Source organism: Kitasatospora cineracea, from assembly GCF_003751605.1.
Taxonomy (GTDB): Bacteria; Actinomycetota; Actinomycetes; order Streptomycetales; family Streptomycetaceae; genus Kitasatospora; species Kitasatospora cineracea.
The window spans coordinates 902,845-925,474 of record NZ_RJVJ01000002.1 but is presented as its reverse complement, the minus strand read 5'-3'; the positions used below and the strand labels follow the sequence as shown (position 1 = coordinate 925,474).

General features: G+C 75.0%; 21 protein-coding genes and 2 pseudogenes. 11 read left to right on the top strand and 12 right to left on the bottom strand.

Annotation, left to right across the window (positions count from 1 at the left end):
* The first annotated feature begins 31 nt into the window (after positions 1 to 31).
* Both EDD39_RS30525 and EDD39_RS30520 read left to right on the top strand, forming a co-directional pair.
* The gene (locus EDD39_RS30525) at positions 32 to 1,054 is read left to right on the top strand and encodes an LLM class F420-dependent oxidoreductase (protein ID WP_123562236.1); all 1,023 of its coding nucleotides are present in this window, start codon (positions 32 to 34) and stop codon (positions 1,052 to 1,054) included.
* An 83-nt stretch (positions 1,055 to 1,137) separates the two neighbouring features.
* Positions 1,138 to 2,220, top strand: coding sequence for an LLM class flavin-dependent oxidoreductase (locus tag EDD39_RS30520; RefSeq protein WP_162870255.1), 1,083 nt, complete (start codon positions 1,138 to 1,140; stop codon positions 2,218 to 2,220).
* Between the two features lie 330 nt (positions 2,221 to 2,550).
* Here EDD39_RS30520 and EDD39_RS42590 read toward each other — a convergent pair whose 3' ends face one another.
* Together EDD39_RS42590 and EDD39_RS39930 are read right to left on the bottom strand one after the other, a co-directional pair.
* On the bottom strand, positions 2,551 to 2,694 hold the full coding sequence (locus EDD39_RS42590) for a DUF397 domain-containing protein (RefSeq protein ID WP_341869346.1): 144 nt from the start codon (positions 2,692 to 2,694) through the stop codon (positions 2,551 to 2,553).
* Complete coding sequence (locus EDD39_RS39930; protein ID WP_162870254.1) at positions 2,684 to 3,607, bottom strand: helix-turn-helix domain-containing protein; 924 nt, start codon at positions 3,605 to 3,607, stop codon at positions 2,684 to 2,686. Before EDD39_RS39930 ends, EDD39_RS42590 begins: the two co-directional genes overlap by 11 nt.
* 290 nt (positions 3,608 to 3,897) lie before the next feature.
* Here EDD39_RS39930 and EDD39_RS30505 point away from each other — a divergent pair, with 290 nt between their 5' ends.
* The 4 genes from EDD39_RS30505 (at position 3,898) to EDD39_RS30490 (ending at position 6,764) form a co-directional block, all read left to right on the top strand.
* Positions 3,898 to 4,044 (top strand): hypothetical protein, encoded by a 147-nt coding sequence (locus EDD39_RS30505; RefSeq protein ID WP_244257369.1) that lies wholly within the window; start codon positions 3,898 to 3,900, stop codon positions 4,042 to 4,044.
* The gene (locus EDD39_RS30500; RefSeq protein ID WP_123562229.1) at positions 4,028 to 4,549 is read left to right on the top strand and encodes a DUF6879 family protein; all 522 of its coding nucleotides are present in this window, start codon (positions 4,028 to 4,030) and stop codon (positions 4,547 to 4,549) included. The genes EDD39_RS30505 and EDD39_RS30500 overlap by 17 nt, the downstream gene beginning before the upstream one ends.
* Positions 4,546 to 5,376: a helix-turn-helix domain-containing protein gene (locus EDD39_RS30495; RefSeq protein ID WP_123562228.1), complete on the top strand. Its 831-nt coding sequence runs from the start codon at positions 4,546 to 4,548 to the stop codon at positions 5,374 to 5,376. Before EDD39_RS30500 ends, EDD39_RS30495 begins: the two co-directional genes overlap by 4 nt.
* A gap of 311 nt (positions 5,377 to 5,687) precedes the next feature.
* Entirely contained in the window at positions 5,688 to 6,764 is a 1,077-nt protein-coding gene (locus EDD39_RS30490) for a methyltransferase domain-containing protein (protein WP_341869345.1), read from the top strand.
* A gap of 13 nt (positions 6,765 to 6,777) precedes the next feature.
* Here EDD39_RS30490 and EDD39_RS30485 read toward each other — a convergent pair whose 3' ends face one another.
* On the bottom strand, positions 6,778 to 7,797 hold the full coding sequence (locus EDD39_RS30485; protein WP_123562224.1) for a sigma-70 family RNA polymerase sigma factor: 1,020 nt from the start codon (positions 7,795 to 7,797) through the stop codon (positions 6,778 to 6,780).
* A gap of 207 nt (positions 7,798 to 8,004) precedes the next feature.
* Between EDD39_RS30485 and EDD39_RS30480 the strand changes: the two genes are divergently transcribed.
* From EDD39_RS30480 to EDD39_RS30470, 3 genes are all read left to right on the top strand, one after another.
* Entirely contained in the window at positions 8,005 to 10,341 is a 2,337-nt protein-coding gene (locus tag EDD39_RS30480; RefSeq protein WP_123562222.1) for a hypothetical protein, read from the top strand.
* Between the two features lie 288 nt (positions 10,342 to 10,629).
* The gene (locus EDD39_RS30475) at positions 10,630 to 10,887 is read left to right on the top strand and encodes a hypothetical protein (RefSeq protein WP_123562220.1); all 258 of its coding nucleotides are present in this window, start codon (positions 10,630 to 10,632) and stop codon (positions 10,885 to 10,887) included.
* Positions 10,888 to 10,890: 3 nt separating this feature from the next.
* Entirely contained in the window at positions 10,891 to 11,397 is a 507-nt protein-coding gene (locus EDD39_RS30470; RefSeq protein WP_123562218.1) for an acyl-CoA thioesterase, read from the top strand.
* A 473-nt stretch (positions 11,398 to 11,870) separates the two neighbouring features.
* On the opposite strand, the gene EDD39_RS30465 is transcribed toward EDD39_RS30470, so the two are convergent.
* The 4 genes and pseudogenes from EDD39_RS30465 to EDD39_RS30450 all read right to left on the bottom strand — a co-directional run.
* Complete coding sequence (locus EDD39_RS30465) at positions 11,871 to 13,196, bottom strand: NsdA family TPR-like regulatory protein (RefSeq protein WP_123562216.1); 1,326 nt, start codon at positions 13,194 to 13,196, stop codon at positions 11,871 to 11,873.
* A 237-nt stretch (positions 13,197 to 13,433) separates the two neighbouring features.
* On the bottom strand, positions 13,434 to 13,907 hold the full coding sequence (locus EDD39_RS30460) for an SsgA family sporulation/cell division regulator (protein ID WP_123562215.1): 474 nt from the start codon (positions 13,905 to 13,907) through the stop codon (positions 13,434 to 13,436).
* A gap of 615 nt (positions 13,908 to 14,522) precedes the next feature.
* On the bottom strand, positions 14,523 to 15,641 hold the full coding sequence (locus EDD39_RS30455) for a hypothetical protein (RefSeq protein WP_123562213.1): 1,119 nt from the start codon (positions 15,639 to 15,641) through the stop codon (positions 14,523 to 14,525).
* A 55-nt stretch (positions 15,642 to 15,696) separates the two neighbouring features.
* Positions 15,697 to 15,858: pseudogene (locus EDD39_RS30450) on the bottom strand (VOC family protein); the annotation flags it as partial.
* A gap of 47 nt (positions 15,859 to 15,905) precedes the next feature.
* Between EDD39_RS30450 and EDD39_RS30445 the strand changes: the two are divergent.
* Positions 15,906 to 16,223 (top strand): hypothetical protein, encoded by a 318-nt coding sequence (locus EDD39_RS30445; protein ID WP_123562211.1) that lies wholly within the window; start codon positions 15,906 to 15,908, stop codon positions 16,221 to 16,223.
* Positions 16,224 to 16,288: 65 nt separating this feature from the next.
* Here the strand turns inward: EDD39_RS30445 and EDD39_RS30440 are convergent, their stop codons facing one another.
* The 3 genes from EDD39_RS30440 to EDD39_RS30430 form a co-directional block, all read right to left on the bottom strand.
* Positions 16,289 to 18,916 carry a collagenase gene (locus tag EDD39_RS30440; protein ID WP_123562209.1) on the bottom strand — a complete coding sequence of 876 codons (2,628 nt, stop codon included), beginning with the start codon at positions 18,914 to 18,916 and terminating at the stop codon, positions 16,289 to 16,291.
* Between the two features lie 184 nt (positions 18,917 to 19,100).
* A complete protein-coding gene (locus EDD39_RS30435; RefSeq protein WP_123562207.1) occupies positions 19,101 to 20,036 on the bottom strand; it encodes a LysR family transcriptional regulator in 936 nt (311 codons plus the stop codon).
* Between the two features lie 200 nt (positions 20,037 to 20,236).
* Positions 20,237 to 20,980 (bottom strand): PIG-L deacetylase family protein, encoded by a 744-nt coding sequence (locus EDD39_RS30430; protein WP_244257367.1) that lies wholly within the window; start codon positions 20,978 to 20,980, stop codon positions 20,237 to 20,239.
* 172 nt (positions 20,981 to 21,152) lie between these two features.
* Here EDD39_RS30430 and EDD39_RS30425 point away from each other — a divergent pair, with 172 nt between their 5' ends.
* Positions 21,153 to 21,515, top strand: coding sequence for a VOC family protein (locus tag EDD39_RS30425; protein ID WP_123562205.1), 363 nt, complete (start codon positions 21,153 to 21,155; stop codon positions 21,513 to 21,515).
* 27 nt (positions 21,516 to 21,542) lie between these two features.
* Here EDD39_RS30425 and EDD39_RS41525 read toward each other — a convergent pair.
* Both EDD39_RS41525 and EDD39_RS42315 read right to left on the bottom strand, forming a co-directional pair.
* Positions 21,543 to 21,852 (bottom strand): annotated as a pseudogene (locus tag EDD39_RS41525) (transposase); the annotation flags it as partial.
* A 12-nt stretch (positions 21,853 to 21,864) separates the two neighbouring features.
* Positions 21,865 to 22,581, bottom strand: coding sequence for a TetR/AcrR family transcriptional regulator (locus EDD39_RS42315; protein ID WP_123562201.1), 717 nt, complete (start codon positions 22,579 to 22,581; stop codon positions 21,865 to 21,867).
* Positions 22,582 to 22,630: the final 49 nt, after the last annotated feature.

Below are 22,630 nucleotides of genomic sequence, written 5' to 3'. Positions count from 1 at the left end.
GCACCCGACCGGCAGCGCAGAAAGGCCCCCGATGACCACCGCCCGCCCGACCGCCCGCCCCACCGCGCCCCCGCCCGCCTGGGGCATCACCCTGCCGCTGCCCGGCCTCACCATCGACCGGCACCGCTTCCTGGTCGAACGGCTCCCCGACCTCGGCTACGGCGACGTGTGGAGCGCCGAGGGCGGCGGCACCGACGCCTTCACCCCGCTGGCCGCCACCGCCGCCTGGGCCCCGCACCTGCGGATCGCCACCGGCATCGTCCCGGTGCACACCCGCGGCCCCGCCGTGCTCGCCCAGACCGCCGCCACCCTCGCCCAACTCTCCACCGGCGGCGTCCTGCTGGGCATCGGCGCCTCCGTGCCCGCGCACGTCACCGACATCAACGGCATCCCGTTCGACGAGCCGTTCAAGCGCACCCGCGACGTGCTGCGCTTCCTCACCGCCGCCCTGCGCGGCGAACACGTCGCCGGGGACTTCGACACCTTCTCCATCACCGGCTACCGGCTGCCCCACCCGCCCGCCGACCCGGTCAAGGTGATCCTCGGCGCGCTGCGCCCCGGCATGCTCCGGCTCGGCTTCACCGAGGGCGACGGCGCCATCACCAACCTGCTGCGCGCCCAGGACCTGCCCAAGGTGCTGGACGCGGTCGGCCCGCAGCCGCCCGGCAAGGAACTCGTCGTCAAGGTGTTCGTCTGCCCCACCGAGGACACCGCCCACGCCCACCGCGCCAGCCGCCCCTTCCTGGCCTGGATCCTCAACCGCGAGCCCTACCGCAAGTTCCAACAGTGGCTCGGCAACGGCGAGTTGCTCGCCGAGACGCACAAGCGCTGGGCCGACGGCGACCACGAGGGCGCCCAGCGCGCCCTGCCCGACGAGGTGGTCGACGCGCTGTTCCTGCACGGCTCGCCCGAGGAGTGCCGGGAGCAGATCCTGCGCTACCAGCAGCCCGGCGTCACCGCCATCCAGCTGTACGTCTCGCTGCCGCCCGAGGTGTTCACCAGCCGCACCCGGCTGCTCGACACCCTCGCCCGACTCGGCCCCGCCGCCCGATGAGCTGCCCCGCCGACTGTCCCCGGGCGGGCCGCCGTTGCCCGGCGGCCCGCCCACCACCCCATGCCATCAACGGAGTTGACCCGATGGAGCTCGAACTGCGCGGCGGCGTCCGCGCCGCCCCCGTGGCCGGCCGCACCCCCGCCGAACGCCAGGCCCTGCGCTGGGCCCCCGACCCGCGCGAACGCACCGCCGACCCCGCCCACATCGCCCGCACCGCACGGGAGCTGGAAGAGGACGGACTCGACTCGGCGCTCGTCGTCCAGTCCTCGTCCTGGCCCGACCCGTGGGCCGTCGCCGGCTGGGCGCTGGCCGCCACCACCCGGCTGCGGATCGCCGCCGCCCACCGCATCGGCACCACCCCGCCCACCACCACCGCCCGCACCCTGGCCACCCTCGACCGGCTCTCCGGCGGCCGGATCAGCGCCCACCTGATCATCGGCTCCAGCGACGCCGACGTCGCCCGCGACGGCGACACCCTCCCCAAGGCCGAACGCTACCGCCGCGCCGACGAGTACCTCTCGCTGCTCACCCGCTACCTCGCCGCCGAGGACGACCTCGACCACCACGGCGAGTACTACACCGTCCGCGCCGCCCGCACCGGCCTGCGCCCCGCCCCCGGCAGCGAACTCCTCTCCTTCGGCGGCTCCTCCCCGGCGGGCGTCGACCTCGCCGCCCGCTACGCCCAGGTCTACGCCGTCCCGCCCCGCCCGCTGCCCGACACCCGGCTGCGGATCGCCCAGGCGCGCGCCGCCGCCCGGCACGGCCGCACCCTGCGGATCTGGCGACACGTCACCGTCGTCCTCGCCGACACCGACACCGCCGCCCAACAGCACCTTCGCCGCCTGCGCCGCGACGCCCTGCGCCTGACCTCCGGCCCCGACGCCCCCCGCTACCTGGACGCCGTCGCCCTCGACCGCGACCGCGAACGCGCCGCCGCCGACCCCGCCACCGACCCCGCCCAGGTCGCCGCCTACATCCGCCGCTCCCTCGCCGGCGCCCACACCGGCTCACCCGCCACCGTCGCCGCCCGGATCAACCTGCTCCGCTCCGCCGGCGTCGACATCGTCCAACTCGACCTCCCGGTCGAGACCGACCACGACCGCGACCTGCGCCGCGCCCTGATCGCCCACCTCCGCGACCCGGCCCCGCCCCGCCGCACCTGGTAGGCCCGCCGCCGTCCGCAGGGCCTCCCGCGCCGCCGCGCGGGCCGCGCCCGCGAAGGCGTGCAGGGCGCCGGTGGTACTCCCGCCGGGACTCGCGCAGCTCGCCCTCGACCGTGAGCAGCGGGACGTCGGCGAGGTCCTCCAGCGAGACGGTGCCGCGGACGGCGGGCGGATGCGCGGACGGCCCGGCGAGGACGCGCCCCTCGGTGAGGAGGGACGCGCCGACGGCCTGACCGTCACCGCGGCCGTCCTGCTCCTGGCCCTGGACCTGGAACGGGCGGGCCACGCCTCGCCACTCTCCACCGTCCTCACACCAGCCGCAGGCCGCCGGGCTCAGACCTCCCCGAAAGCTCCGCGCGCGACGGCCGCCGTGAACTCCCGCCACACGGCAGGGGCCAGGCCGAGCGCCGGGCCCTCGGGGTTCTTGCTGTCGCGGACGAAGACCAGGCCGTGGGCGGCCTCGAAGTCACGAGTCACCTCGACGCACTCTCCGCCGCCCCCGCTGTAGCTGGACTTGTGCCATGCGGCGGCGCGCAGCGCCGCGGTGCTGGGACTGGTCACCATGCTGGAATCCCTCCCGGATCTCGCGGATCATGGTTGCCGAGTCCGCCTGGGACAGGGCCTCCACCTGGAGGAGATCGTAATCCGTCGTCCACGTGGCCACGGTGTCAGGATCCCTTGTCAGATAACCCCGTTGGGGCGTCTCGGTATACCCCAGCAACTCGTGGTCCGGCATGGAGAGCAACCCCACGAAGTGGGTGAAAGGCCGGAGCGCTCCCCGCTCGAACGGCATCACCTGGAGCACCACCCTCGGATGGTCCACCAGGGCCAGCAGGTGGTCGAGCTGCCGGACCATCACCTGCGGGCCGCCGATCACGGACCGCAGGCAGCTCTCGTCCAGCACGAGGTGCAGCCGGGGCCCGTCCGGTTGCTCTATCGGAGCCTGTCGGACCAGGACGACCCGCACCCGCTCCTCCGCCTGCTCCGTGGTGATGCTGCCGCGTGCCACGTAGCCCGCCTCCACAGCCGAGGCATACTCCTCGGTCTGCACCAGCCCCGGGACCATGCCCGCCTTGAACAGCCGGATCAACCGCGCCTTCGCCTCCAGCACGATGTACTCCGGAAAACCCTCCACCAGTGTGGTGTGCCCCAGCAGGAACCAGGTGCTTTCCAACGTCCCCATGCCGCCGAGCGCCTGGTCCGCGGTCCGGGCGAACCCGGCGGGCGGCACCCGCTTCCCGTTCTCGATCAACGAGATGTAGGCGCCGGTGTACCTGACCAGGGCCCCCAGCTCGTCCTGGCTGAGGCGCGCCCGCTTGCGCAGCTCGCGCAACTGCCAGCCGAAGGCCGCAAGCGGACTTGACGAGGGATCAAGTGTGTTGATTCGCAAGCTGGTTAACCCACTCCAACAAGCCGAGGCGCCGATCTGAACTGCCGCAGATCGTAACTGCCCACATCGCCCCCCACGCCCCGTTACGAAAAAATCCGACAACCCGTCAATCCCGGCGCGCCCCAGCCGCCGGGGCGGTTTCCCGTTTTCGCAACTGTGATCTCTTGACCCTCGTGTCGCGGCTTCGGGAGCATCGAACGCGTCATGGTCGAGCAGGGAGGGGATCGGCGTTGCAGCTGACAAGGCTTGTGGGCGAGTGCGAGAAGGGCACCTGTCCCACCGTCTACGGTGTGGACGGGACGGGCGACCTGATCGTGCAGGGATACGTCGTGGATGATCCGGAGGTGCTGGCCGCCATCGGGCTCCCGGCCGGAGAGGTCGCCGTGCGGGTTCCCGCATCGTTGATCCGGAGGCTGGCCGATGCGCATCTCGGGTGAGGAATTCGGCGGTCTGTTCAACAGCTTCCAGCGGGAAGCCTTTCGGCTGGAGACGTTGGACGACTACACCGGGTCGTCGAAGGCCGAAAGCATCCGGGCGTTCCTGGCCGGCGAAGCGCAGCCGGAGGACTACAACCAGGAATGGGCCGAAGAGGTTCGGGCCAACGTGCAATCAGGCAAGCGCATGTACCGGGTGCACATCCTTTCGCGGCCGTTGACGCCGTACCTCCGGTTCGAGTTGGGCTGGGGCTACACCAAGAACGCCCGGTCCGGGGAGGAGTTCTTCATCCTCGACACCACCGACCGGCCGAACCCGCTGGAGGGCGTTCCCGACTTCTGGGTTTTCGACGAGACTGCGGTCGTCACCATGGAATACGGCCCGGGCGGCTCGTTCGTCGGGGCGGATTCGCAGCCCGACGCGGCCGAGTACCTGGAGTACCGGGACGCGGCCCTCTCGTACGCCGAGCCGTTCGCCGAGTGGTGGGAGCGGTACGGAAACGAGTGAACGGAGTCGATCTGGGGGGAGCGCTGCGGGAGCTGCGGGAGGCCAGCGGGAAAGAGGCCAAAGCGGTGGCCCGCAGCGCTCTCATGTCCCCGAGCAAACTGAGCAAGATCCTCAACGGCAAGGCGGCTCCGAGCGTCACCGACGTGGAGCGCATCCTGGCAGCCCTCGACGTTCCGCCGGACGTCGCGGCGCGGCTCGTGGAAGCGGCCCGCGCCGTGGCCACCGAGGCGACGGCGTGGCGGGTCTACCGCCGGACGGGTCTGCACCGGCACCAAGAGGAGATCCGGGCGGTGGAGTCCCAGGCGGAGTCCGTCCGGGTCTTCCAGGCGTCGTGCATTCCCGGGCTCCTCCAGTCCCCGGAGTACGTCCGGGCGATCCTGCGGGACTCCGGCCTCTCCGACGACTCCCTGGAGAAGATGGTCGGTGCGCGGCTGCGCCGGCAGGAGGTCCTGTACGAGGCCCGTCGGAGTTTCCATTTCCTGATCACGGAATCCGTCCTGCGGTGGAGGCTGGTCCGGCCCGCGATGATGGCGGTGCAACTCGACCGGCTGGTGGCGGTGTCGCGGATGCCGAACATTTCGGTCGGATTGGTGCCGCTGGATGCCCCCATGCCGGAGCCGCCGACGTGTTCGTTCGTCCTCTTCGACGCCAGGATGGCGGTCGTCGAAATCCCCCACGCCGAGGTGACGACCAGGGAGCCCCGGGACGTCGAACAGTACGTCCGGAAGTTCCGGTCATTCGAACAAGTGGCTCGGTTCGGTGACGCGATGAGGGAACTGGTCGAGGATGTCCGGGACGAGTTCTTGCGGGAACGGGAAACCGGTTAGGACGCCCTTCCGGCCGGTCCTACCGTGGAAATCCGGTGGTCGTCCGGCTGCCGGTTCCGCTGGTGCAGGGAGGTCGTTCGCATGCTCGACGCCGATGGCGGGCACGGGGGTAACCCCGCGCCGATCCAACCGCCGCCGCCCCCGCCCCCGCCGTCGCCCGACGGCAGCGCGCCGCCCGGGAACGGGGGGCACCGCAGGTGATCGAGGGCCTCCGGGTGGCGGAGGGGGTGGGCCGTCCCGGTTTCGGACCGGGGCGGTTCCCGCTCTCGGCCGGGCACCTGTCTCCGGACTGGGTCGACACGTTCGATGCCGTGCCCCGCGCGCTGTTCACGCCGCCCCGGGTCTGGTCGCACGACATGGCGACCGGCCGCAGCGTGCTGGTGGACCGGGACGCGGACCCGGCGGCCTGGCGGGCCGCGACGGAGGCCGACGTCCCGTTGGTGACGCAGTGGGACGACGGTGCGCACGGCGGGCCCGAACCGGGCGTGGTGCCGACCAGCAGTCTGAGCATGCCGAGCGTCGTCGCGTCGATGCTCCGCGACCTCGACGTGCGGCCGGGACAGCGGGTGCTCGACGTGGGGACGGGCTGCGGCTGGAACGCGGGGCTGCTGGCCCGTCGTCTCGGGTCGCGGCAGGTGGTCAGCGTCGAGTGCGACCGGGGCGTGTCGGCGGTGGCGGCCGCCCACCTGGAACGGGCCGGTCTGGGGCCGCAACTGCTGGTCGGCGACGGGCGGTTCGGTTGCCCTGACGGCGCCCCGTACGACCGGGTCGTCGTGACGTACGGCGTCCGGGAGATCGCGCGGGCGTGGATCGCGCAGTCCCGGCCGGGCGGTGTCGTCGTCGTGCCCTGGGGCACCGACTTCAGCCCGCTGGACGCCGTGGTCAAACTCGAGGTGGGGCCGGACGGCACGGCCTGCGGGCGCTTCACCGGGCTGGTGGAGTTCATGAAGTCACGGGACCAGCGCCTCGCGTTCCCCGAACACGCCGCGTACGTACCGGAGTTCCCCGGCACTGCCGACACCCGGCACCGCACGGCGCTCACGGCGGACGACCTCGGTGACCGCTGGGCCGTGCAGCGGTTCGTCGTCGGGCTGGCGGTACCGGACGTGACGCACCTGGTGCACCGGCAGGAGGGCGGCACCGTGGTGGTGTGGTGCTACGGGCTGTCCGACCGGTCGTGGGCGGCGATGGTGCGGCGGGAGGGGGAGCCGGAGGCCGTCGTGTACCAGGCCGGGCCCCGTCGGCTCTGGCAGCTGGTGGAGCGGGCCCTCGCCTGGTGGCACGACCGGGGCCGGCCGGGGCCGGGCCGGTTCGGGCTCACCGTCGGGGCGGAGGGCGCCGTGCCGTGGCTGGATGCCCCGGCGCGGGCCGTTCCGCGGGACCGCTGAGGGGGCGGGTCGTTCAGGCCAGGCCGCGGAGCTTGTCGGGGTTGGATACCGCGTGGATGCCGGAGACCAGGTCGCCGTCCGGGGCGAGGTCCAGGACGAGGACGGCGAAGGGGCGGCCGAAGGCGGAGAGGACGGCGGCGGGGGCGCCGTTGACGTCGCGCCAGGTGATGTGGAGGGCGGGGGTGGGCCTGGCGGAGAGGGCGGTCAGGAGGCGGGCGACCTCGGCGCGGCCGGTGAGCGGGCGCCGGCCGCCGGGGGCCTTGCCGCCGCCGTCGCCGATCAGGGTGACGTCGGGGGCGAGGAGTTCGAGGAGGGCGGTGAGGTCGCCGCCGAGGGCGGCGGCCAGGAAGCGCTCGGTGACCTGGCGGCGCACGTCCGGGGCGGGCTCGTAGCGGGGGCGGCGGGCCCGGACGTGCTCGCGGGCCCGTTTCACCAACTGCCGTACCGCGGCCGGGTTGCGGCCCAGGATCACGGCGATCTCCGCCCCGCTGTACCCGAACACCTCGTGCAGGACGAACGCCGAGCGCTCCAGCGGCGAGAGCGTCTCCAGCACCACCAGCAGCGCCATCGACACCGACTCGGCCCGCTCGGCGGCGAGCGCCACGTCCTGCGCCGCGCCGCCCGCCCCGCCGTCCGCCGCGGCCGCCGGGCCGAACAGCGGCTCGGGCAGCCACGGGCCGACGTACGTCTCGCGGCGCCGGCTGACCGCGGCCTGCTGGGCCAGCGCCCGGTTCACCGCGATCCGCACCAGGTACGCCTTCGGGTGCTCGACCGCCCCGGCGGTGGGGGAGGCGGTGCGGGCCGCCCAGGCCAGCCAGGTGTCCTGGAGGACGTCCTCGGTGTCGGCGACGCTGCCGAGCAGGTTGTAGACCAGGGCGAACAGCAGCTCCCGGTGCTCCGCGTACTCCCGCGTCGCCCGCTCCGAGGCAGCGGCAAGGGCGGCGGCAGGGGCAGAAGTAGGGGCAGGGGCAGGGGCAGAGGTAGGGGCGGGGGCCGCTGCCTCGTCCGCCGGTCGTGCCGGGTGCCCGCTCATCGTGGCTCTCCTGCCGCCGTGGTCGCCGTGCCGCTCGTGGCCGGGATCATACCGGTGTACCGCCCCCGAACGAATGTCCGCGCACCTCAAGTACGCTGTGCGCGGCCGGAAGTGACGGTGCCGCGACGAGCCGGGGAACAGCCGGCTGCGTCCGGGCGCCCGCCGAGGGGGACGGCCGACGGGGACGGACACGAAGGACAGGCACACGTGGACAGCGACAACCGCGCCGGCGTCGGACTCGCGGACCGGGCGGAGCCGGACACCCGGGGGCCGGACGGGCCGACGGCCTGGCAGTACCTGCTGGACGAGGGCCTCGACCCGGCCGGGCGGATCCCGGTGCACGCCGTCCGCGGCAGCACCCCGCCCGCCGACGCGGCCGGCCGGCCCGGCGCCCACCGCCCCAACCCGCGCCACGGCCGCCCGCTGCCCGAACCGGTCCCCGCCGACGTCCACGCCGACGCGCCCGCCCCCGGCCTGCCTCCGCTCGGGGCCGGGCGGCGTCCCGCCGGGCGGGCGCTGCTGTCCTGGCTGGAGGACGGCCGCGCGCCCCGGCTGTGCCGGATCGCCGGGTCCTCCGGCAGCGGCCGCACCCACCTGCTGACCTGGCTGGCCGCCGCCTGCCCGCCCGACCACCCGCGGCCCGGCCGCCGGGTCCACGCGCTGCTGGACGCCGAGGGGCTGACGGTCCGTTCGGCCACCGCCCGGCTGGCCGACCTGCTCGGCCTGACCGCCGGCGAGCCCGCCGACCTGCTCGAGGCACTGCAGGACGGCACCCCCCGCACCGTCGTGGTCACCGACCTCGACCGGGCCGGCGGCCCCCGGCTGCCCGGCACCCCCGAGCGCCTGGCCCGCGAACTGCTCGTCCCGCTGCTGTCGGTGCCCTGGCTGCTGCTGGTCGTCGAGGCCGCCCACGGCCCCGCCGCCGACCTGCTCGCCGACGCCGTCCCCACCGGCGCCGTCCTCGACCTCGACCAGCCGCAGTGGACCGACCCCGCCCAGTACGCCGCCTGGTGCGCGGGCCTGGTCGGCCACCCCGTCGACCCGGCCGCCACCCACCCCAGCCCCGGCCTGGCCCAGCTCGCCGCCCGCACCCCCGGCGCCGCCCCCGACCCGGCCCTGCCGCCCGCCGACCGGGTCGCCGCGCTCGCCGCCGCCTGGTGGCAGGCCGTCCCCGACGCCGAACGCGCCGCCCTCACCGCGCTGGCCGGGGCCGACGGGCCGCTCAGCGCCGAGCTGTGGGCCACCCTCCCCGGCGCCGACCCGGCCGGGGTCGCCGCCGCCGCCGACCTGCTGCCCCCGCCCCCGATGGCCGACCGCTGGCGGCTGCGCCCCACCCCGCTCGCCGACCTGGTGGCCGCCGACAGCCCGCCGGTCGACCACGCCGCGATGATGTGGGAGGTGGCCGGCGGCATCCCGGTGCGCGCCGACGGCGGCCCCGACCTCGCCGCCAGCGACCCCGAACGCCTCGCCCTGCTGGTCCGGCACGCCTCCGCGGGCGACCCGGGCAGCCCGATGCTCGACGAGATCGACCTGCTGCTGCACGCCGAACCCGCCACCGTCACCGCCGCGTTCCAGCACGCCGAGGACGTCGGACTGCCCCCCACCCCGCTCGCCGCGGCCTGGCGCCGGGCCGCCCCCGACCGGGCCGCCACCGCCCGCCCCGCCGACCGGGCCGCCGTCCTGCACGCCCACCTCACCGGCCGCCACGACGCCGCCGCCGCGCACTGCGCCGACCTCGCCCGGCAGGCCGACACCCGCTGGCACGCCGTCTGGCAGCACCTCCCCGCCGCCGGCCCGTGCGCCGCCGCCCTCGGCCTCGGCCCGCACGCCGGACACCTGCTGCTCACCGACGGCGCCGGACTGCACCTGGCCGACCCCGCCACCGGCCAACTCCTCGGCCCCGTCGAGCCCTTGGCCGCAGGAGGGGGAGGGGCCGCCGTCGAGCCGCACCCGCGGGCGCTGACCGCGACCCCGTTCGGCGGCGCCCTGCTGCTCAACGCCTCCGGCGAGCTGCGCCCGCTCGCCGTCCGAGGCGCGCCCGCCCTCCCGGACGGCGCCCCGGCGCTCCCCGGCGCGTGCACGGCCGTCGCCGGGCACGAGGGCGTGCTGGTGTTCGGCGGCCCGGACGGCCTCACCCACTGCGTGGAGACCGCCACCGGCACCGCCCACCGCCCCGACGTCCCGCTGCACGAGGGCCCGGTCACCGCGCTGGGCGCGGCCGCGGCCGACGGCGGCACCCTGGTCGCCAGCGGCGGCGAGGACGGCCGGGTGTGGACCTGGATGCCGGGCCGCCCGCCGCTGCCCGCCCCCGTCGACCGGCGCCCCTGGCCGGTCACCGCGGTCGCCCTCGCCGCCACCCCGGCCGGGCTGCTGCTGGCCGCCGCCTGGTCGGACGGCCTGCTGCGGCTGCGCCGCTGGGGCGAGCGGCACCGCGGCGCGGACCTCCGGCTCGGTGCGGCCGTCCGGACCCTCGCGGTCACCCCCGAGGGGCTGGTGGTCGCCGCGCTGCCCGGCTCGGTGCTCGGGCTCGCCCTGGTCGGCTGAGGTCCGCCGTCCGGGTCGGTCCCCGGTGGTGGACGGGGGTGCGCGGGGGGTGTGCTGAGGGTGTCCGGCGGCGGGCGTTGAAAGCCGCCGGAAAAGGCGCGATCTTCAACGGAAGACCGCGCAATTCGCCGTTTCCGGCTGGTTCCTGATCGAGTTTGATCACCGGAAGGGCATTCAGCGTCAACGAGGCCGCTGCTCCTTCCCCCTCAACGATGAATCCCCTGCTGGACCCTCCTGTGAACCGCGCCTGTGAACCGCGCACCAGAGCCGACCGGAAACGAGGAATCGATGGCTGAACACCGAGACGGGGTCGACCACGTGGAGAGGGAGTGCGCCGCCCTCGCCGGACTGCCCGCCGCCCAACGGCTGGCCGAACTGGAGAAACTCTGCCGCCGCACCGAGCGGGCCCTCGGCCGGGCCGTCCTGGACACCGCCGCCGAGGTCTACGAACAGGGCCACGACACCGCCCTGCACCGCTCCCCGTACGCCTACGGATACCTGCGCCGCAGCCTGGGCTTCCGCTCCGAGCACCGAACGGACGGCTGACCGTTGTACACCTACATGTGCCGCACCCGCTGGGGCGACATGGACGCCTTCGGGCACGTCAACAACCTCAAGGTGCTCCAGTACGTCCAGGAGGCCGTCTACTGCCTGCTGTACGACGACACCGAGGGACAGGACCTGTTCGAGGACGGGTTCATGATCGCCCGGCACGAGATCGACTACCGCTCCCCGCTGTACCACTGCCCCACCCCGCTGCCCGTGCAGATCTGGGTGGAGCGGCTCGGCCGGTCCTCGATCAGCACCACCTGCGAGGCCCGGCGGCACGGGCAGATGGTCTTCCAGGCCCGGACGGTCACCGTGCCGACCGACGCCGCGACCCGGCGCAGCCGCCCGCTGCGCGAGGCCGAACGCCAGCACCTCAACCGCTACCGGGTCCGCCCCACCGGCCCCGTCGCACCCGTCGGCCGCGTCCCCGTACGCTCCACCGGCCGGATCCGGGTGCCCGTCCTCGGCGAGCGCGAACGCGAACGCGAGCACGAACGCGCCTGCTGAGCAGGCCTGCTGGGCGCGTCTGCTGAGCAGGCCTGCTGGGCACGTCTGCTGAACGTGCCTGCTGGGCGCGTCTAATGAGTACGTCTGCTGAACGTGCCTGCCGGGCAAGCCTGTTGGGCGCGCGAGCACGAACGCGCCTACCGGGCACGTCTGCCGGGCACGTCTGCCGGACGTGTCACGGGAACCCCTCCCCGCCCCGGGAGGACCACCGCCGGCCCCGGCCCGGGTACCCCGCCCGGCCCGGGGCCGGCTCCGGCGACGACCCGTCACCGTCCGCCGCCACCACCGGGGCGGCGGGCGCGGCCGGGGCCTCCGGGGACGGCGGCGGCGGGGGAGCGGGCGACACCAGCGGGTAGTACGAGGGATCGTTCATACCCCCATTGATCACCCGGCGCCCCGGCCCGCCAAGCACTCGGCGCGGACGCCTCACCCCGCGGCCGGGCCGGACCTCCGGCTGCCCGGGCCGGGGCGCGCTACCCGCCCAGCCGGGCGAACCGGCCCTCCAGGCGCGTCAGTTGCAGCGTCGTGGCCGGGGAGCGCAGCGCGTCCTGCCGCTCCCGGAAGTTCGCGTACGCCCGCCGGGCCTGGTGGATGTTCCCCGCGTCCAGCTCCAGGTGGGCGAGCTGCAGCAGCGACACCCCGATCGTCCGGTGCTCGCCGGCCGGCCGGGCCCGCAGCGAGGCCCGCAGGTACGACAGCGACAGGTCGGTGGCCCGCAGCGAGCGGTGCACCTGCGCGGCCTGGTACAGCAGGGCCGGCTCCGGGTAGCGGTGCGGGCCGCCCTCCGCGGCCGCCCGCCCGGCCCACTGCTGCGCGCCCTCCAGGTGCTTGAGCGCCTCGGCGGCCTGGTGCAGCCGGGCCGCCGCCACCGCCTGCTGGGCCAGCACGAAGGCCCGCACGCCCGGGGCCGCGTCCGCCGGCAGGTGCTCGGCCGCCGCGTCCGCCAGCCGGGCCGCGTACGCCTGGTGCCCGAGCGCCCCGGCCTGGGTGCTCTGGTCGCGCAGCGCCATCGCCTGGGCCTGCCCGTCCTGCGCCTCGGCGGCCAGCTGGTACGCCAGCCGGTAGTGCCGCTGGGCCTCCCCGTGCCGGTTGTCGTCGGTGTACGTCCGCCCGACCAGGCGGACCAACTGGGAGGCCGCGACCAGCAGTTCGCGGTGCCGCCGGTCTCCCGACGGGGACTTCGCCCAGGGCAGCACGTGGTCGCGCAGGTAGCCCAGCAGCAGGCTCCGGGCGATCGCCCCGCCGTACCCGTCGTAGTGCCGGGCGCCGAACGCCGTCATCTCCCGCACCGCCTCCACCTGCCGCGCCCCCACCCGCTCCGGGCCGGGCCGGCGGCCGGCCGGGACCAGCGGCGGGCGGGGCGCCGGGCCCGCGGCCGGTTTCACCGGGGGGCGGGGGGAGGGCAGCATCCGGATCTGGAACAGCGGGGGCTGGAACGCCTCGTCCGGCGGTTCGCCGGAACTCGGCCAGGAATGCAGCCGGCGCAGCCCCGTCAAGGCGTCGGTCGGCTCGCGGTCCGGCTCCTCGGCGAGGGCCTGCTCGGCCGGTCGGAGGCCGAGTTCGCCGCGGGAGACCGGGCGGCCCAGCCGCCGGGCGAACGCCTCCTCCAGCAACTGCGGCCCGGGCGGCCGGGGTTGGGTGCCCGACAGCCAGTGCGCCACCGTCGTCCGGTCGTAGCCCACGCTGAAGCCGCTCTCCCGGGCCACCTTCTGCAACGCGGCCGCCAGCGCGGGGCCGTTCCACCCGGCCTCCGCCATGCAGCCGCGCAGTGCGACGTTCGGACCGCGGGCGTGTGGCATCGGCAACTCCTCGTGCGAACCACTTAAGGGGTTGGCCCCAGAATAACGGGCGACGTCGATTGTCCATGCCGATTTCCGGCGAACGCCGACTTTTCGGCGGACGAGGGCGGAAATCGGTCCCGCGGCGGCCGGTTCCGTTCGGTGGCGAAGAAGCGATTCCTGGTGCGGCCGCCCGGCGGCCGCACCCGTGGAATGTGATGACCCGACAGAAATACGATCGGCCTGGTCGGCCCGGTGTTATTCGAATTTCTCCGGATTCCCGGCCTCCACCAGGATCCGGCGCAGCATCCCCCCGGTGTCCAGGTACCGGTGCTCGGTCCCGACCGGCACCAGCCGGTGGCTCAGCTCCAGGAACTCCCGGACCGGCCCCGCCGGGGTGTGCAGCACCGCGGTCTGCCCGGGCGTGCTCAGCGCGATCGCCAGCAGGTCCTCGTCCGCCGTCGACCGCCGGATCGTCACGTCCCCGACCCCGGCCCACCCCTCCAGCCCGACCACCAGCAACTCGCGGGCGAACAGCCAGGTGATCGGCTCCTCCAGGTCCACGTGGCAGTCCAGGTGCACGGCGTACGGGTCGGCCCGGTGGTACCGCAGCCGGGCCGGCACCGAGACCCGCAGCCCCGGACACGGCGACACCGTCACGTCCAGCAGCAGCACGCAGTCCGGCTCGCCGTTGCGCCGCAACCACGTGTGCGGGGTGTTCTGGTGGGTCACCGGGCCTCCCTCGGACGGACGACGGACGGGGTGTTGGGCGGGATGTCGGACGGAGCGTCGGGCGAGGTGCTGGACAGAGCGGCGGGCGTGTCGGGCACGGGTGTGTCGGGTGCCGGTGTGTCCGGCGCGGGGGCGGTGTTCCCGGTGGCCTCGTCCGCTGGCATCGGATCAGGGGCCGGATCAGGGTCTGGGCCGGGAGCCGGGCCGGGTGTTGGATCAGGGGCCGGACCGGGTGGCGGGTGGGGGATGAACCGTTCTCGCTCCCGTTCGGGCTCGCGCTCGGGTGCCGGGTGGGCGGAGAACCGGGGCGGGGTGACCAACCGGGACCACTCGTGGTCCCGGCGGCCGGGCACGGTGCGGCCGGACTGGTGCCAGATGGTCACCAGCCGTGCGTAGATGGGAGCCTGCTGAATCGTTTCGTCTCGGACGCCCATAGGGGCCCATGGGTCGGCACTCACGTTCGGGGATAACGACCGAACCCGGAGGCGGTCACGGCACTCGTCGCCGCTCGCACCGGATGGGGCGGGAACCCGCCGCGCCACCCCCTCCGCCATAGCACGTACCGGTGAATCGCGGTGCGCCGGAGGCCCGTTCGGCCCGGGCGGCCCGGGTCGCTCAGGCGTGCGCGGCCGTCCGGCCGTCGCCCGTCCCGTCCGGGCCGGTCAGGGCCGCGGCCAGGGCCCGGGCGCGGTCGAAGGCCCGGACCGGGTTGGGTGCGGCCGACCAGGGGTGGGCGCCGCACCACGGGCCGATCCGGCGGAACTGTTCCAGGGCCAGCGCGGGCTGCCGGGACATCAGGGCGAAGTGCGCCAGCAGGTGGCGCAGCAGCGGCACCTGCTCGTTCGACGCGGGGGAGCCGTCCAGCGCGGCCGCGACCCGGGGCAGCAGGTCCCGGTGGCGGCGGCCGCCGGGCAGTCCGCGCGGGCCGTGCCGCAACTCCAGTTCGGTGAGCGCCTGGAGGTACAGCCCGGGCAGCGGCGACCCGGCCGGGGCGGCGTGCACGGCGCGCACCGCGAACCGCAGCATCAGCGCGTCGCTGCCGTGCCACTTGGCGCACCAGTACTGCATCGCCTGCCAGTGCCCGCCGACGTGGTGCGGGGCCCGGGCGGTCACCTCGGCCCACAGTTCGCGGAACTTCCGCCGGGGCAGCCGCATCCCGCGCGCCGCGGTGATCATCACCACCCAGGGGCCGGGGTCGCGCCGGTCCGATTCGGCGGCCCGGCGGGCCAGTTCGTACGCCGCGGGCAGCTGGGTCCGGAACGCGGCCATCCGCTCCGGCGCGACCTGTGCCGGGAAGCCGCTGCCGCGCGCCTCCCAGGCCCGCTGCACCAGCAGCCGGGCCCGGACCGTCGCGGCGGCGCACGCGGACGCCCCCGCCTCCTCCCAGGCGGTCAGCCAGGCGTCCCGCTCGGCGGCCACCCGGGCCAGGAAGTCCAGCCGGGACCAGCGCTCGTCCCAGTCCTCCCCGGCCGCCGCCACGTACGCCTCGGCGGCCCGCCAGCCGCCCGCCAGGCAGGAGTCGGCCAGCGCCTCCAGCTCCTTGCGCCGCAGCAGCCGCATCGGCGGCCCGGCCCGGCCCGGGTCCAACTCGGCCGAGGGCACCAGCCCGTGCGCCGCCGGATCGAACCCCGCCGTCACCTCCTCCACCGCCGGCCCCGGCCACTCGCCGCCGGGCCGCCGCCGCGTCAGCAGCATGATCATCGCGGCCAGGCCGAACACCAGAACGGGGGTCATACCGAGCATGATCCCGCACCCGCCCCCCGCCCCGGAGCCGGACCCCGGCGCGGGCTCAGGACGGGTCGTGGCAGAGGCGGAACGGGTGCCCCGCCGGGTCGAACAGGACCCGGACGCGCTCCTGCGGCTGGTGCCCGACGAGGGTGGCGCCCAGCGCGAGCGCCTCGGCGACGGCCGCGCCCAGGTCCGCGACCCGGAAGTCGAAGTGCGCCACCGGCCGCCGAGTTGGCCCGGCAGGAGGCGGCGGGCGGGTGGTGCGGGCCGATGGTGCTGGCGGGCGGCCTGGCCCGGTTCGGCCCGGCGGCCGGGGCGGCCGTCCCGCTGCTGCGGCGGCTCTGGCAGCGCACCCCGCGCAGCTGTGAACGCCCGTCCTACCTGCGGGCGTTGGACGCGATCGACCCCGGCGTGGCCGTCCCGCTGCTGGTCGAGTCGCTCTGGGACGGCGAGCCGGACGCCCGCCACCACGCCGTCCGGCGGGCCCCCGGCGGCGGCCGGCTCGCCGTCCGGCTGGCCGAACTGCGCGGCAGCCGGTTGGAGTCCGCCGAACTGCGGGCGGACGCCGCCCGGCGGCTGGCCGGGTGAGCGCCGGGTGAGCGCCGGAGGGGCGGCCGTGGCCGGTGGCCGCGACCGCCCCGGGCGGTGGGGGGTCAGAACTGGGTGCTGACGGTGACGTCCGAGAAGTCGGTGGCCGCGTACAGGCTCAGGTAGCGGTAGCCGGCCGCGGGGTTGGTGACGGTGACGGACTGGGTGGTGCCCGCGGCGGTGGAGGAGGCGGTGAAGGCGCTCGGGGAGGCCCAGGTGGCGTCGTTGTAGTACAGGTACGCGGTGCCGGTGCCGCCGCTGGTGGTGACCTTGAGGGTGCTGGTCCCGGCGGGCAGGTAGACGTACAGGTAGTCGATGCCGCCCGCGGCGCGGGACCGGCCGGTGCGGCGGCAGTTCTGGCCCATCGCGTCGGCGCGCTGGTCGGTGCAGAGCGGCAGGACGACGGGGCCGCTGCCGCCGTCGACGGTGGTGGTGACCGAGGCGGGGGTGGCGGTGGAGCGGCCGTTGGCGTCGGTGACGGTCAGCGCGACGGTGTAGGTGCCGGCCTTGGCGTAGGTGTGCGCGGGGTTGCGCTCGTCGGCGGAGCTGCCGTCGCCGAAGGTCCAGTGCCAACCGGTGATCTGCGCGGGGGAGTTGGTGACCACGGAGCGGTCGGTCAGGGTGACGGTGGCGCCGTTCACGGACTGGTCGAACAGCGCGGTCGGGCCGGTGGCGAAGCAGTCGCCGCCCGCGCACCGGGTCAGCCAGGCGTCGAAGTCGGCGTCGTAGGAGGTGCCGAGGCCGTTGTAGACCGCGTACCCGCCCTGGTAGTCGCCGGTGCGGAAGTGGCCGAGCATGCTGTACACGTCCGCCGGGTGCTTCTCGACCATGTAGCGGACGGCCAGGTAGCCCCACGGGTAGACCCGGGTGGAGTCCGAGTTGCCGTAGGTGTTCTGGAAGAGCGTCGACAGCTTGTAGGTGTGCTTGGCGGCCTCGGCCATCGCCTGGGTGTCGGTGACGCCCCGGTAGGCGTACGACTGGTACTCGGCGACGCCCTCGACCCACCAGATGTCCGGGACGGAGGTCTCGGCGGCGAAGTCGCCCTTCATGTCGTAGATGTTGTCGAGGTAGTGGGTGTACTCGTGGTTGAGGTTCCACACGTTGCCCGCGAAGTCGTCGTTCCACGACTTCTGGTACATCACGCACACCGGCTGGTTGTTCGGGTCGGTGACGTCCATGACGGTCTGGCCGCCGTTGTCGGTGGAGTTGCCGTAGATCGCCCACGAGTAGGTCTGGTAGTCGGCGGCGCTGGCGAACACCGGCATGACCAGGGTCCTGCCGTACTGGTTCGGCACCGGGCCGTTGTCCTTGACCAGGTTGTGGAAGAAGCCGTCCTCGCCGCGCAGGCTGTCGCAGACCGGCTGGAGCTGGGCCACCGTCAGGGCCTGGGCGCGCAGCGTCTTGTTGTCGCAGACCAGGACGTTGGGCAGGACGGCGTCGGCGAGCTTGGCGGGCAGGTTGCAGGTGCCGTAGTACCCGCACTGGCCGTTGTCGTAGGTGGTGGCCTGGTAGGCGGTGTGCACGTACAGGCTGCCGCCGCTGCCGACGATCGGGGTGCTGTCCAGGATCTGCTTGATCAGCGGGCGGGCCGCGGCCTCGATCGCCGGGCCGTCGCCGGACATCCGGGCCAGGTCGTTGCCCGCGTTGACGTCCAGGAAGGCGTTGGCGGTGCCCAGCAGGTCCTTGTGGTTCATGGTGAAGCCACCGAGCGTGCTGATCAGCGAGGTGTCGGCGCTCAGCGCGGTCACGAAGTCGCTGTTCCAGTTGCCGCGCCACAGCGGGGCGGACAGCACCGCGTTGACGGCGTTGACCATCTTCGGCGCCGCGTTGTACGCGTTGGTGTAGCCGTTCAGCACCTGCTGGTAGGTGGCCAGGTACTTGGCCTGGAGGTTGGCGCTGTCGGTCAGCACCAGCACGTCGTACAGCACCGTGCCGTTGGCGTCGGTGACGTCCTTCCAGCGCGGGCCCGCGAAGAACGCGTCCAGGCCCGCCTTGGTGGCGGTGGTCAGCGTGCCGTCGTAGGCGCCGACCTGGCCCGGGTAGTACGACTGCACGTAGTAGCCGGCCCGCAGGAACTGCACCAGCTGCAGGATGCCGGAGGTGTTGGTGCCGTCGTAGGACGCCGCCAGGTCCTTGAACGCGCCCGCGACGGTGAGCATGTGGGCCTGTTTGAAGACCGCGCCCGCGTCGGTGCCGGTCGCGTTGTACAGCGTGCCGATGCAACTGGTCGTCGACGCCTTGACGAAGTTCACCAGGTCCGCGCCGGAACGGCTGCCAAAGTCGCCGTACGTGCAGCTCTGCGCGGCGGCCGGGCCCGTGGCCGTGGCGGCCTTGGCGGTCGGGGCCTTGGCGGCGGCGTCCTGGCGGGCCGGGCGCGGGGAGGTCTGGACGGCCGTGCCCGCGGGCTGGCCCAGCTGGGCCTGGCCGAGCAGGGCGGGCGGCAGCGGGGCGGCGACCGGGGTGAGGGTGTCGGGGGCGGCCGCGACGACCGGGCCGAGCGGCTTGGGGACGGCCCCGCCGGGGGCCCCGGCGTCCGCGGCGGAGGCCGGGGCGGCCGACCGGACGGCGGCGGCCTTCGCGGGCTGTCCGCCGGGGGCGGCCGCGGCCGGGGAGACCGGCAGCAGGGTGGCCGCGGTGGCGCAGCCGGCCAGCAGACCGGCGGCCAGGGTGGGGAGGGGTATGCGCAGACGCACTGCTTCTCCTGGGGAGGGAGCTCACTGAGCACGGCGGAGGGGGTGGGTGACGCGGGAGCATCCTGGCATCGGAGGCAGCATCAGAACAATGTCACAGGTCATATGACATTTCATGAACGCGGCATAACACGGAGGGGAAGACCTTGGGGCGGGGGTGGAGGCGGAGGCGGGGGCGGCCGGGCGCTCAGGTGCGCGGCGGGCGGAACGTCCGGGCGGCCCAGCCGTGCAGGTGGGGGGCCTCGGCGGCGAGCTCCCGGTGTGCGGCGGCGGCCGCGCCGAGCAGGGTGTCGGCCAGCTGCGGGCCGACCGCGGCGCGCCGCCAGAGCAGCACGTACCGCAGCCACAGCGGCGTGCCCAGCAGTGGCTTGACCGCGACGCCCGGCACCGGCGCGGTGCTGCCCGGTACCAGCGCCGCGCCCAGTCCCGCGGCCACCAGGTCGAGCACCTCCCGCCGCCCGTACGGGAGTTCGCGCACCTCGGCGGGGGTGAACGCGCCCGCCTCGCCGGCCGTCCGGAGCAGTCCGGCCCAGGGTCCGCCGTCGGCGGCCGGCAGCAGCCAGCGCTCGCCGGCCAGGTCGGCGAGCGCGGGCTCGGCGTGGTGGCGCAGCGGGTGGGCGGCGGGCAGCGCGACGAACACCGGCTCGGTGGCGACGGCGCGGGCCGCCAGGGCGGGCGTCGCGCGCAGGCCCGAGCCGGGGTGGTCGAGCAGCAGCGCCAGGTCGAAGGGCCGCTCGGGGTCGTCGGGCGGGGTCAGCGCGAAGCGCAGTTCGGGGCGCAGCTGCCGGGCCCGGGCCAGGGTGCCGGGAGTGAGGGCCGGGCAGCCGGCGGCCAGCCGCAGTTCGCGGTGCGGGCGTTCGCCGTCCGGGGCGGCGGCCTGGCCGAGCCGGTCGACCCGGGCGAGCACCTCGCGGGCGGCGGCCAGCACCTCGGCCCCGAACGTGGTGGGCACCACCCCGGCGGCCGTCCGGTCGAACACGGCCGCGCCCAAGTACCGTTCGATCCGCCGCAGTTGGGTGCTGGTCGCGGGCTGGGAGGCGCCGATCGCCGCTGCGGCCCGCCCCACGCTGCCGCTGTCGGCGATCGCGCAGAGCACCCGCAGGTGTCGCAGTTCCAGATCCATGGCCGGCCCTCCTCGCGTGCGGGCGGCCCCGCCCCGGCGGTGGCGGCCGCGGCGATGGCATCGAGCCTATGAAATGTCACACGCAACATGTCAGATGATTCGGCTCACCTTCGCTTCCCGGAAGTGCCGCGTCAACCCCCCGGACGGCGGGACGTGCCGGAGGACCGCCGAGCTCGGCCGGGGCGTTCGGCGGCGGGACCTCACCGGTGCCACTCGGCGCCCGTCATCCGGATCTCCTGGTACCACTCGGTGCCCGCCATCCGGACCCGGTCCGCCGGGGCGGCGGCCGCCAGCCGGCCGGGGAGGGCGCCGCGCGCCACCTCCGAGCGGTGCGCGAACACCGCTGCCAGCTTCCGCTCCAGCCACGGCGAGACGTCCAGCGCCGTCACCTCCTCGTCCGGCACGGTGTGCGCCGTCCGGCCGGGACGCAGCAGCAGCGGCCCCAGCGCGCGGGCGGCGGAGTGCGGATGGGTGGCGCACAGCAGGCGCCGCACCCGCCAGGGCCCGCCCAGCTCCGGGAAGCGGCCGGGCAGCGCGGCGGCCCGGACGGCGAGCAGTGCCAGCCGGTGCGTCCGCCGGTGGTCCGGGTGCCCGGTCATTCCGCCGTGCGCGTCGTGCGTCACCACCCAGTCCGGCCGGAACTCCCTCAGGTGGCCCACCAGTTGCCGCACCGCCCGCTCCACCGGCACGTCCAGCAGCCGGGCCGCGCCCGGCGCCGACTCCGGCACCCTCGCGTCCGCGTACCCCAGCAGCCGCGGCGCCCCCGCCCCCAACTCGGCCAGCGCTCGGGCCAGTTCCGGCACCCGGTGGGTGCCCTCCGCCCAGGTCGCGGTCACCACCCCGGTCCGCGCCCCCGCCGCCGCCTGCCGCGCCAGCAGCCCGCCCGCCGCCAACGACTCGTCGTCCGGATGCCCGAACACCCCCAGCACGCCGGCCGGTTCCACCCCGCCACCGCCTCTCCCTCGCCGTCACCCGTCCCACGTCAACCGTCCCACGCCAACCGGCCCACCCGGCGGCGACGGGCTGCCCGACTCCGGGGCCCGTGCCGCTGCCGACCGGCGCGGGGCCTCTCGTTCGGATCGAGTTGTCGGAGCGGTCCTCGGCTACAGTGCGGGGATGACGATCCGTCGCATCATGCCCAACGTCGTCACCCGGGACATCGAGGAGAGCCGAAGCTTCTACAGCGGCTTTCTGGGGATGGACGTGCGCATGGACGAGCCGGGCTTCTTGATGCTGGCCTCACCGGCCAATCCGACGGCGCAGATGACCGTGGTCTCTCCTGCCGCAGACTCGTGGGACCCTCATACCTCGCGTTCGGCGCTGGCGGTCGAAGTCGAGGACGTTGATGCCGCGCACGCCGCAGCCGAGCGCCGGGGGTACCCGGTGGTCTATCCCTTGACCACGGAGCCGTGGGGGATTCGGCGCTTCTTCGTTCAGGCACCCGACGGAAGCGTCATCAACGTCCACAGTCACGCCTGAGGACGAAGGTGCTCGTCGGGCGGGCCGGAGGAAGACGCCGGCGGCGTGGGGACCGGCCGGACGGACCGTCGCGGTCTTCTCGTGGCGGGTGGCGGTGCCGCGCCGCTGCTTCAGCCGGTTGATGCACCGCTCGACGGTGTTGCGGCTGCCTGTGCGCCTCCCGGCCGAAGGCAGGTGGTCTGCCACCTGCCCGTCCACGGCGGATCCGGTTGGCCTGCTGGCCGGCCCGTTCCGGGACCACCGCTCGGATGTCTCTTCTGCGCAGCCGGTTGCGGATCTCGCGGGAGGAGTGCGCCTCGCCGGCCGGGACCGGGTCCGGCCTGGGGCGGAGCCGTCCGCGTCGATCACCTCACGATGGTCCCGCCGGCGGCCGCCCCGCTTCGGCTTCCGGTCCGGGAGCAGCGGCTCGATCCGCGCCCACCGCGCACCGGTCAACGGCGCACCCGGACCAACGACCAACTGACCCGGACGAAGCCGCCTGGCAGGGGCAGAGCGGGGCGAAGGCGGCGGTGGTGGCCGCGGTGAGGTCGGCGGCGACGGTGGGGGGCGGGTCGCCGGCCAGGACGCGGCGGCGCAGTTCGCGCAGGGTGGCGCGGTGGAGGCCGGCCAGGGCGCCGGCCAGCAGGGGGGCGGTGGGGGAGGGCGGCAGGGCGGCGGCGAGGGCGGTTTCGACGCGTTCGCCGATCTCGCGTTCGCGGGCGCGCAGGGCGGGGCTGGCCTCGACGGTGCGGAAGAAGTCGGCCGCGCCGGGGCCGAGCCCGAGCGCCGGGTCGCCGCGCCCGAGGGCGGCGCACAGGTCGTCGCGGACGGCGGCGGCCGGGCAGCAGGCGCCCGGCGGCAGCGGGTCGACCAGGGCGGCGAGGTACTGCTCGACCTCGGACTGCCGGTCGAAGAACAGGTCCTCCTTGGTCGGGAAGTAGTTGAACACCGTGTTGGTGGACACCCCGGCGTGCCGGGCGACCTCGGCGACGGTGACCCGGTCGAAGCCGTGCGCCAGGAACAGCGGCAGCGCGGCGTCCGCGATCGCGGTGCGGGTCTGCTGCTTCTTGGTCTCGCGAAGGCCCATGGCGCCCATCGTACGGAATGGTAGGGTCACTGAAAAATTGGAGTGACAC

Coding starts and splice junctions, on each gene's coding strand:
- EDD39_RS30465 (WP_123562216.1), bottom strand. CDS start 13,196: ATGCCACACGCCCGCGGTCCGAACGTCGCACTGCGCGGCTGCATGGCG.
- EDD39_RS30475 (WP_123562220.1), top strand. CDS start 10,630: ATGGCTGAACACCGAGACGGGGTCGACCACGTGGAGAGGGAGTGCGCC.
- EDD39_RS30435 (WP_123562207.1), bottom strand. CDS start 20,036: ATGGATCTGGAACTGCGACACCTGCGGGTGCTCTGCGCGATCGCCGAC.
- EDD39_RS30525 (WP_123562236.1), top strand. CDS start 32: ATGACCACCGCCCGCCCGACCGCCCGCCCCACCGCGCCCCCGCCCGCC.
- EDD39_RS42315 (WP_123562201.1), bottom strand. CDS start 22,581: ATGGGCCTTCGCGAGACCAAGAAGCAGCAGACCCGCACCGCGATCGCG.
- EDD39_RS30485 (WP_123562224.1), bottom strand. CDS start 7,797: ATGAGCGGGCACCCGGCACGACCGGCGGACGAGGCAGCGGCCCCCGCC.
- EDD39_RS30455 (WP_123562213.1), bottom strand. CDS start 15,641: ATGACCCCCGTTCTGGTGTTCGGCCTGGCCGCGATGATCATGCTGCTG.
- EDD39_RS30500 (WP_123562229.1), top strand. CDS start 4,028: ATGCGCATCTCGGGTGAGGAATTCGGCGGTCTGTTCAACAGCTTCCAG.
- EDD39_RS30520 (WP_162870255.1), top strand. CDS start 1,138: ATGGAGCTCGAACTGCGCGGCGGCGTCCGCGCCGCCCCCGTGGCCGGC.
- EDD39_RS30445 (WP_123562211.1), top strand. CDS start 15,906: ATGGTGCTGGCGGGCGGCCTGGCCCGGTTCGGCCCGGCGGCCGGGGCG.
- EDD39_RS30425 (WP_123562205.1), top strand. CDS start 21,153: ATGACGATCCGTCGCATCATGCCCAACGTCGTCACCCGGGACATCGAG.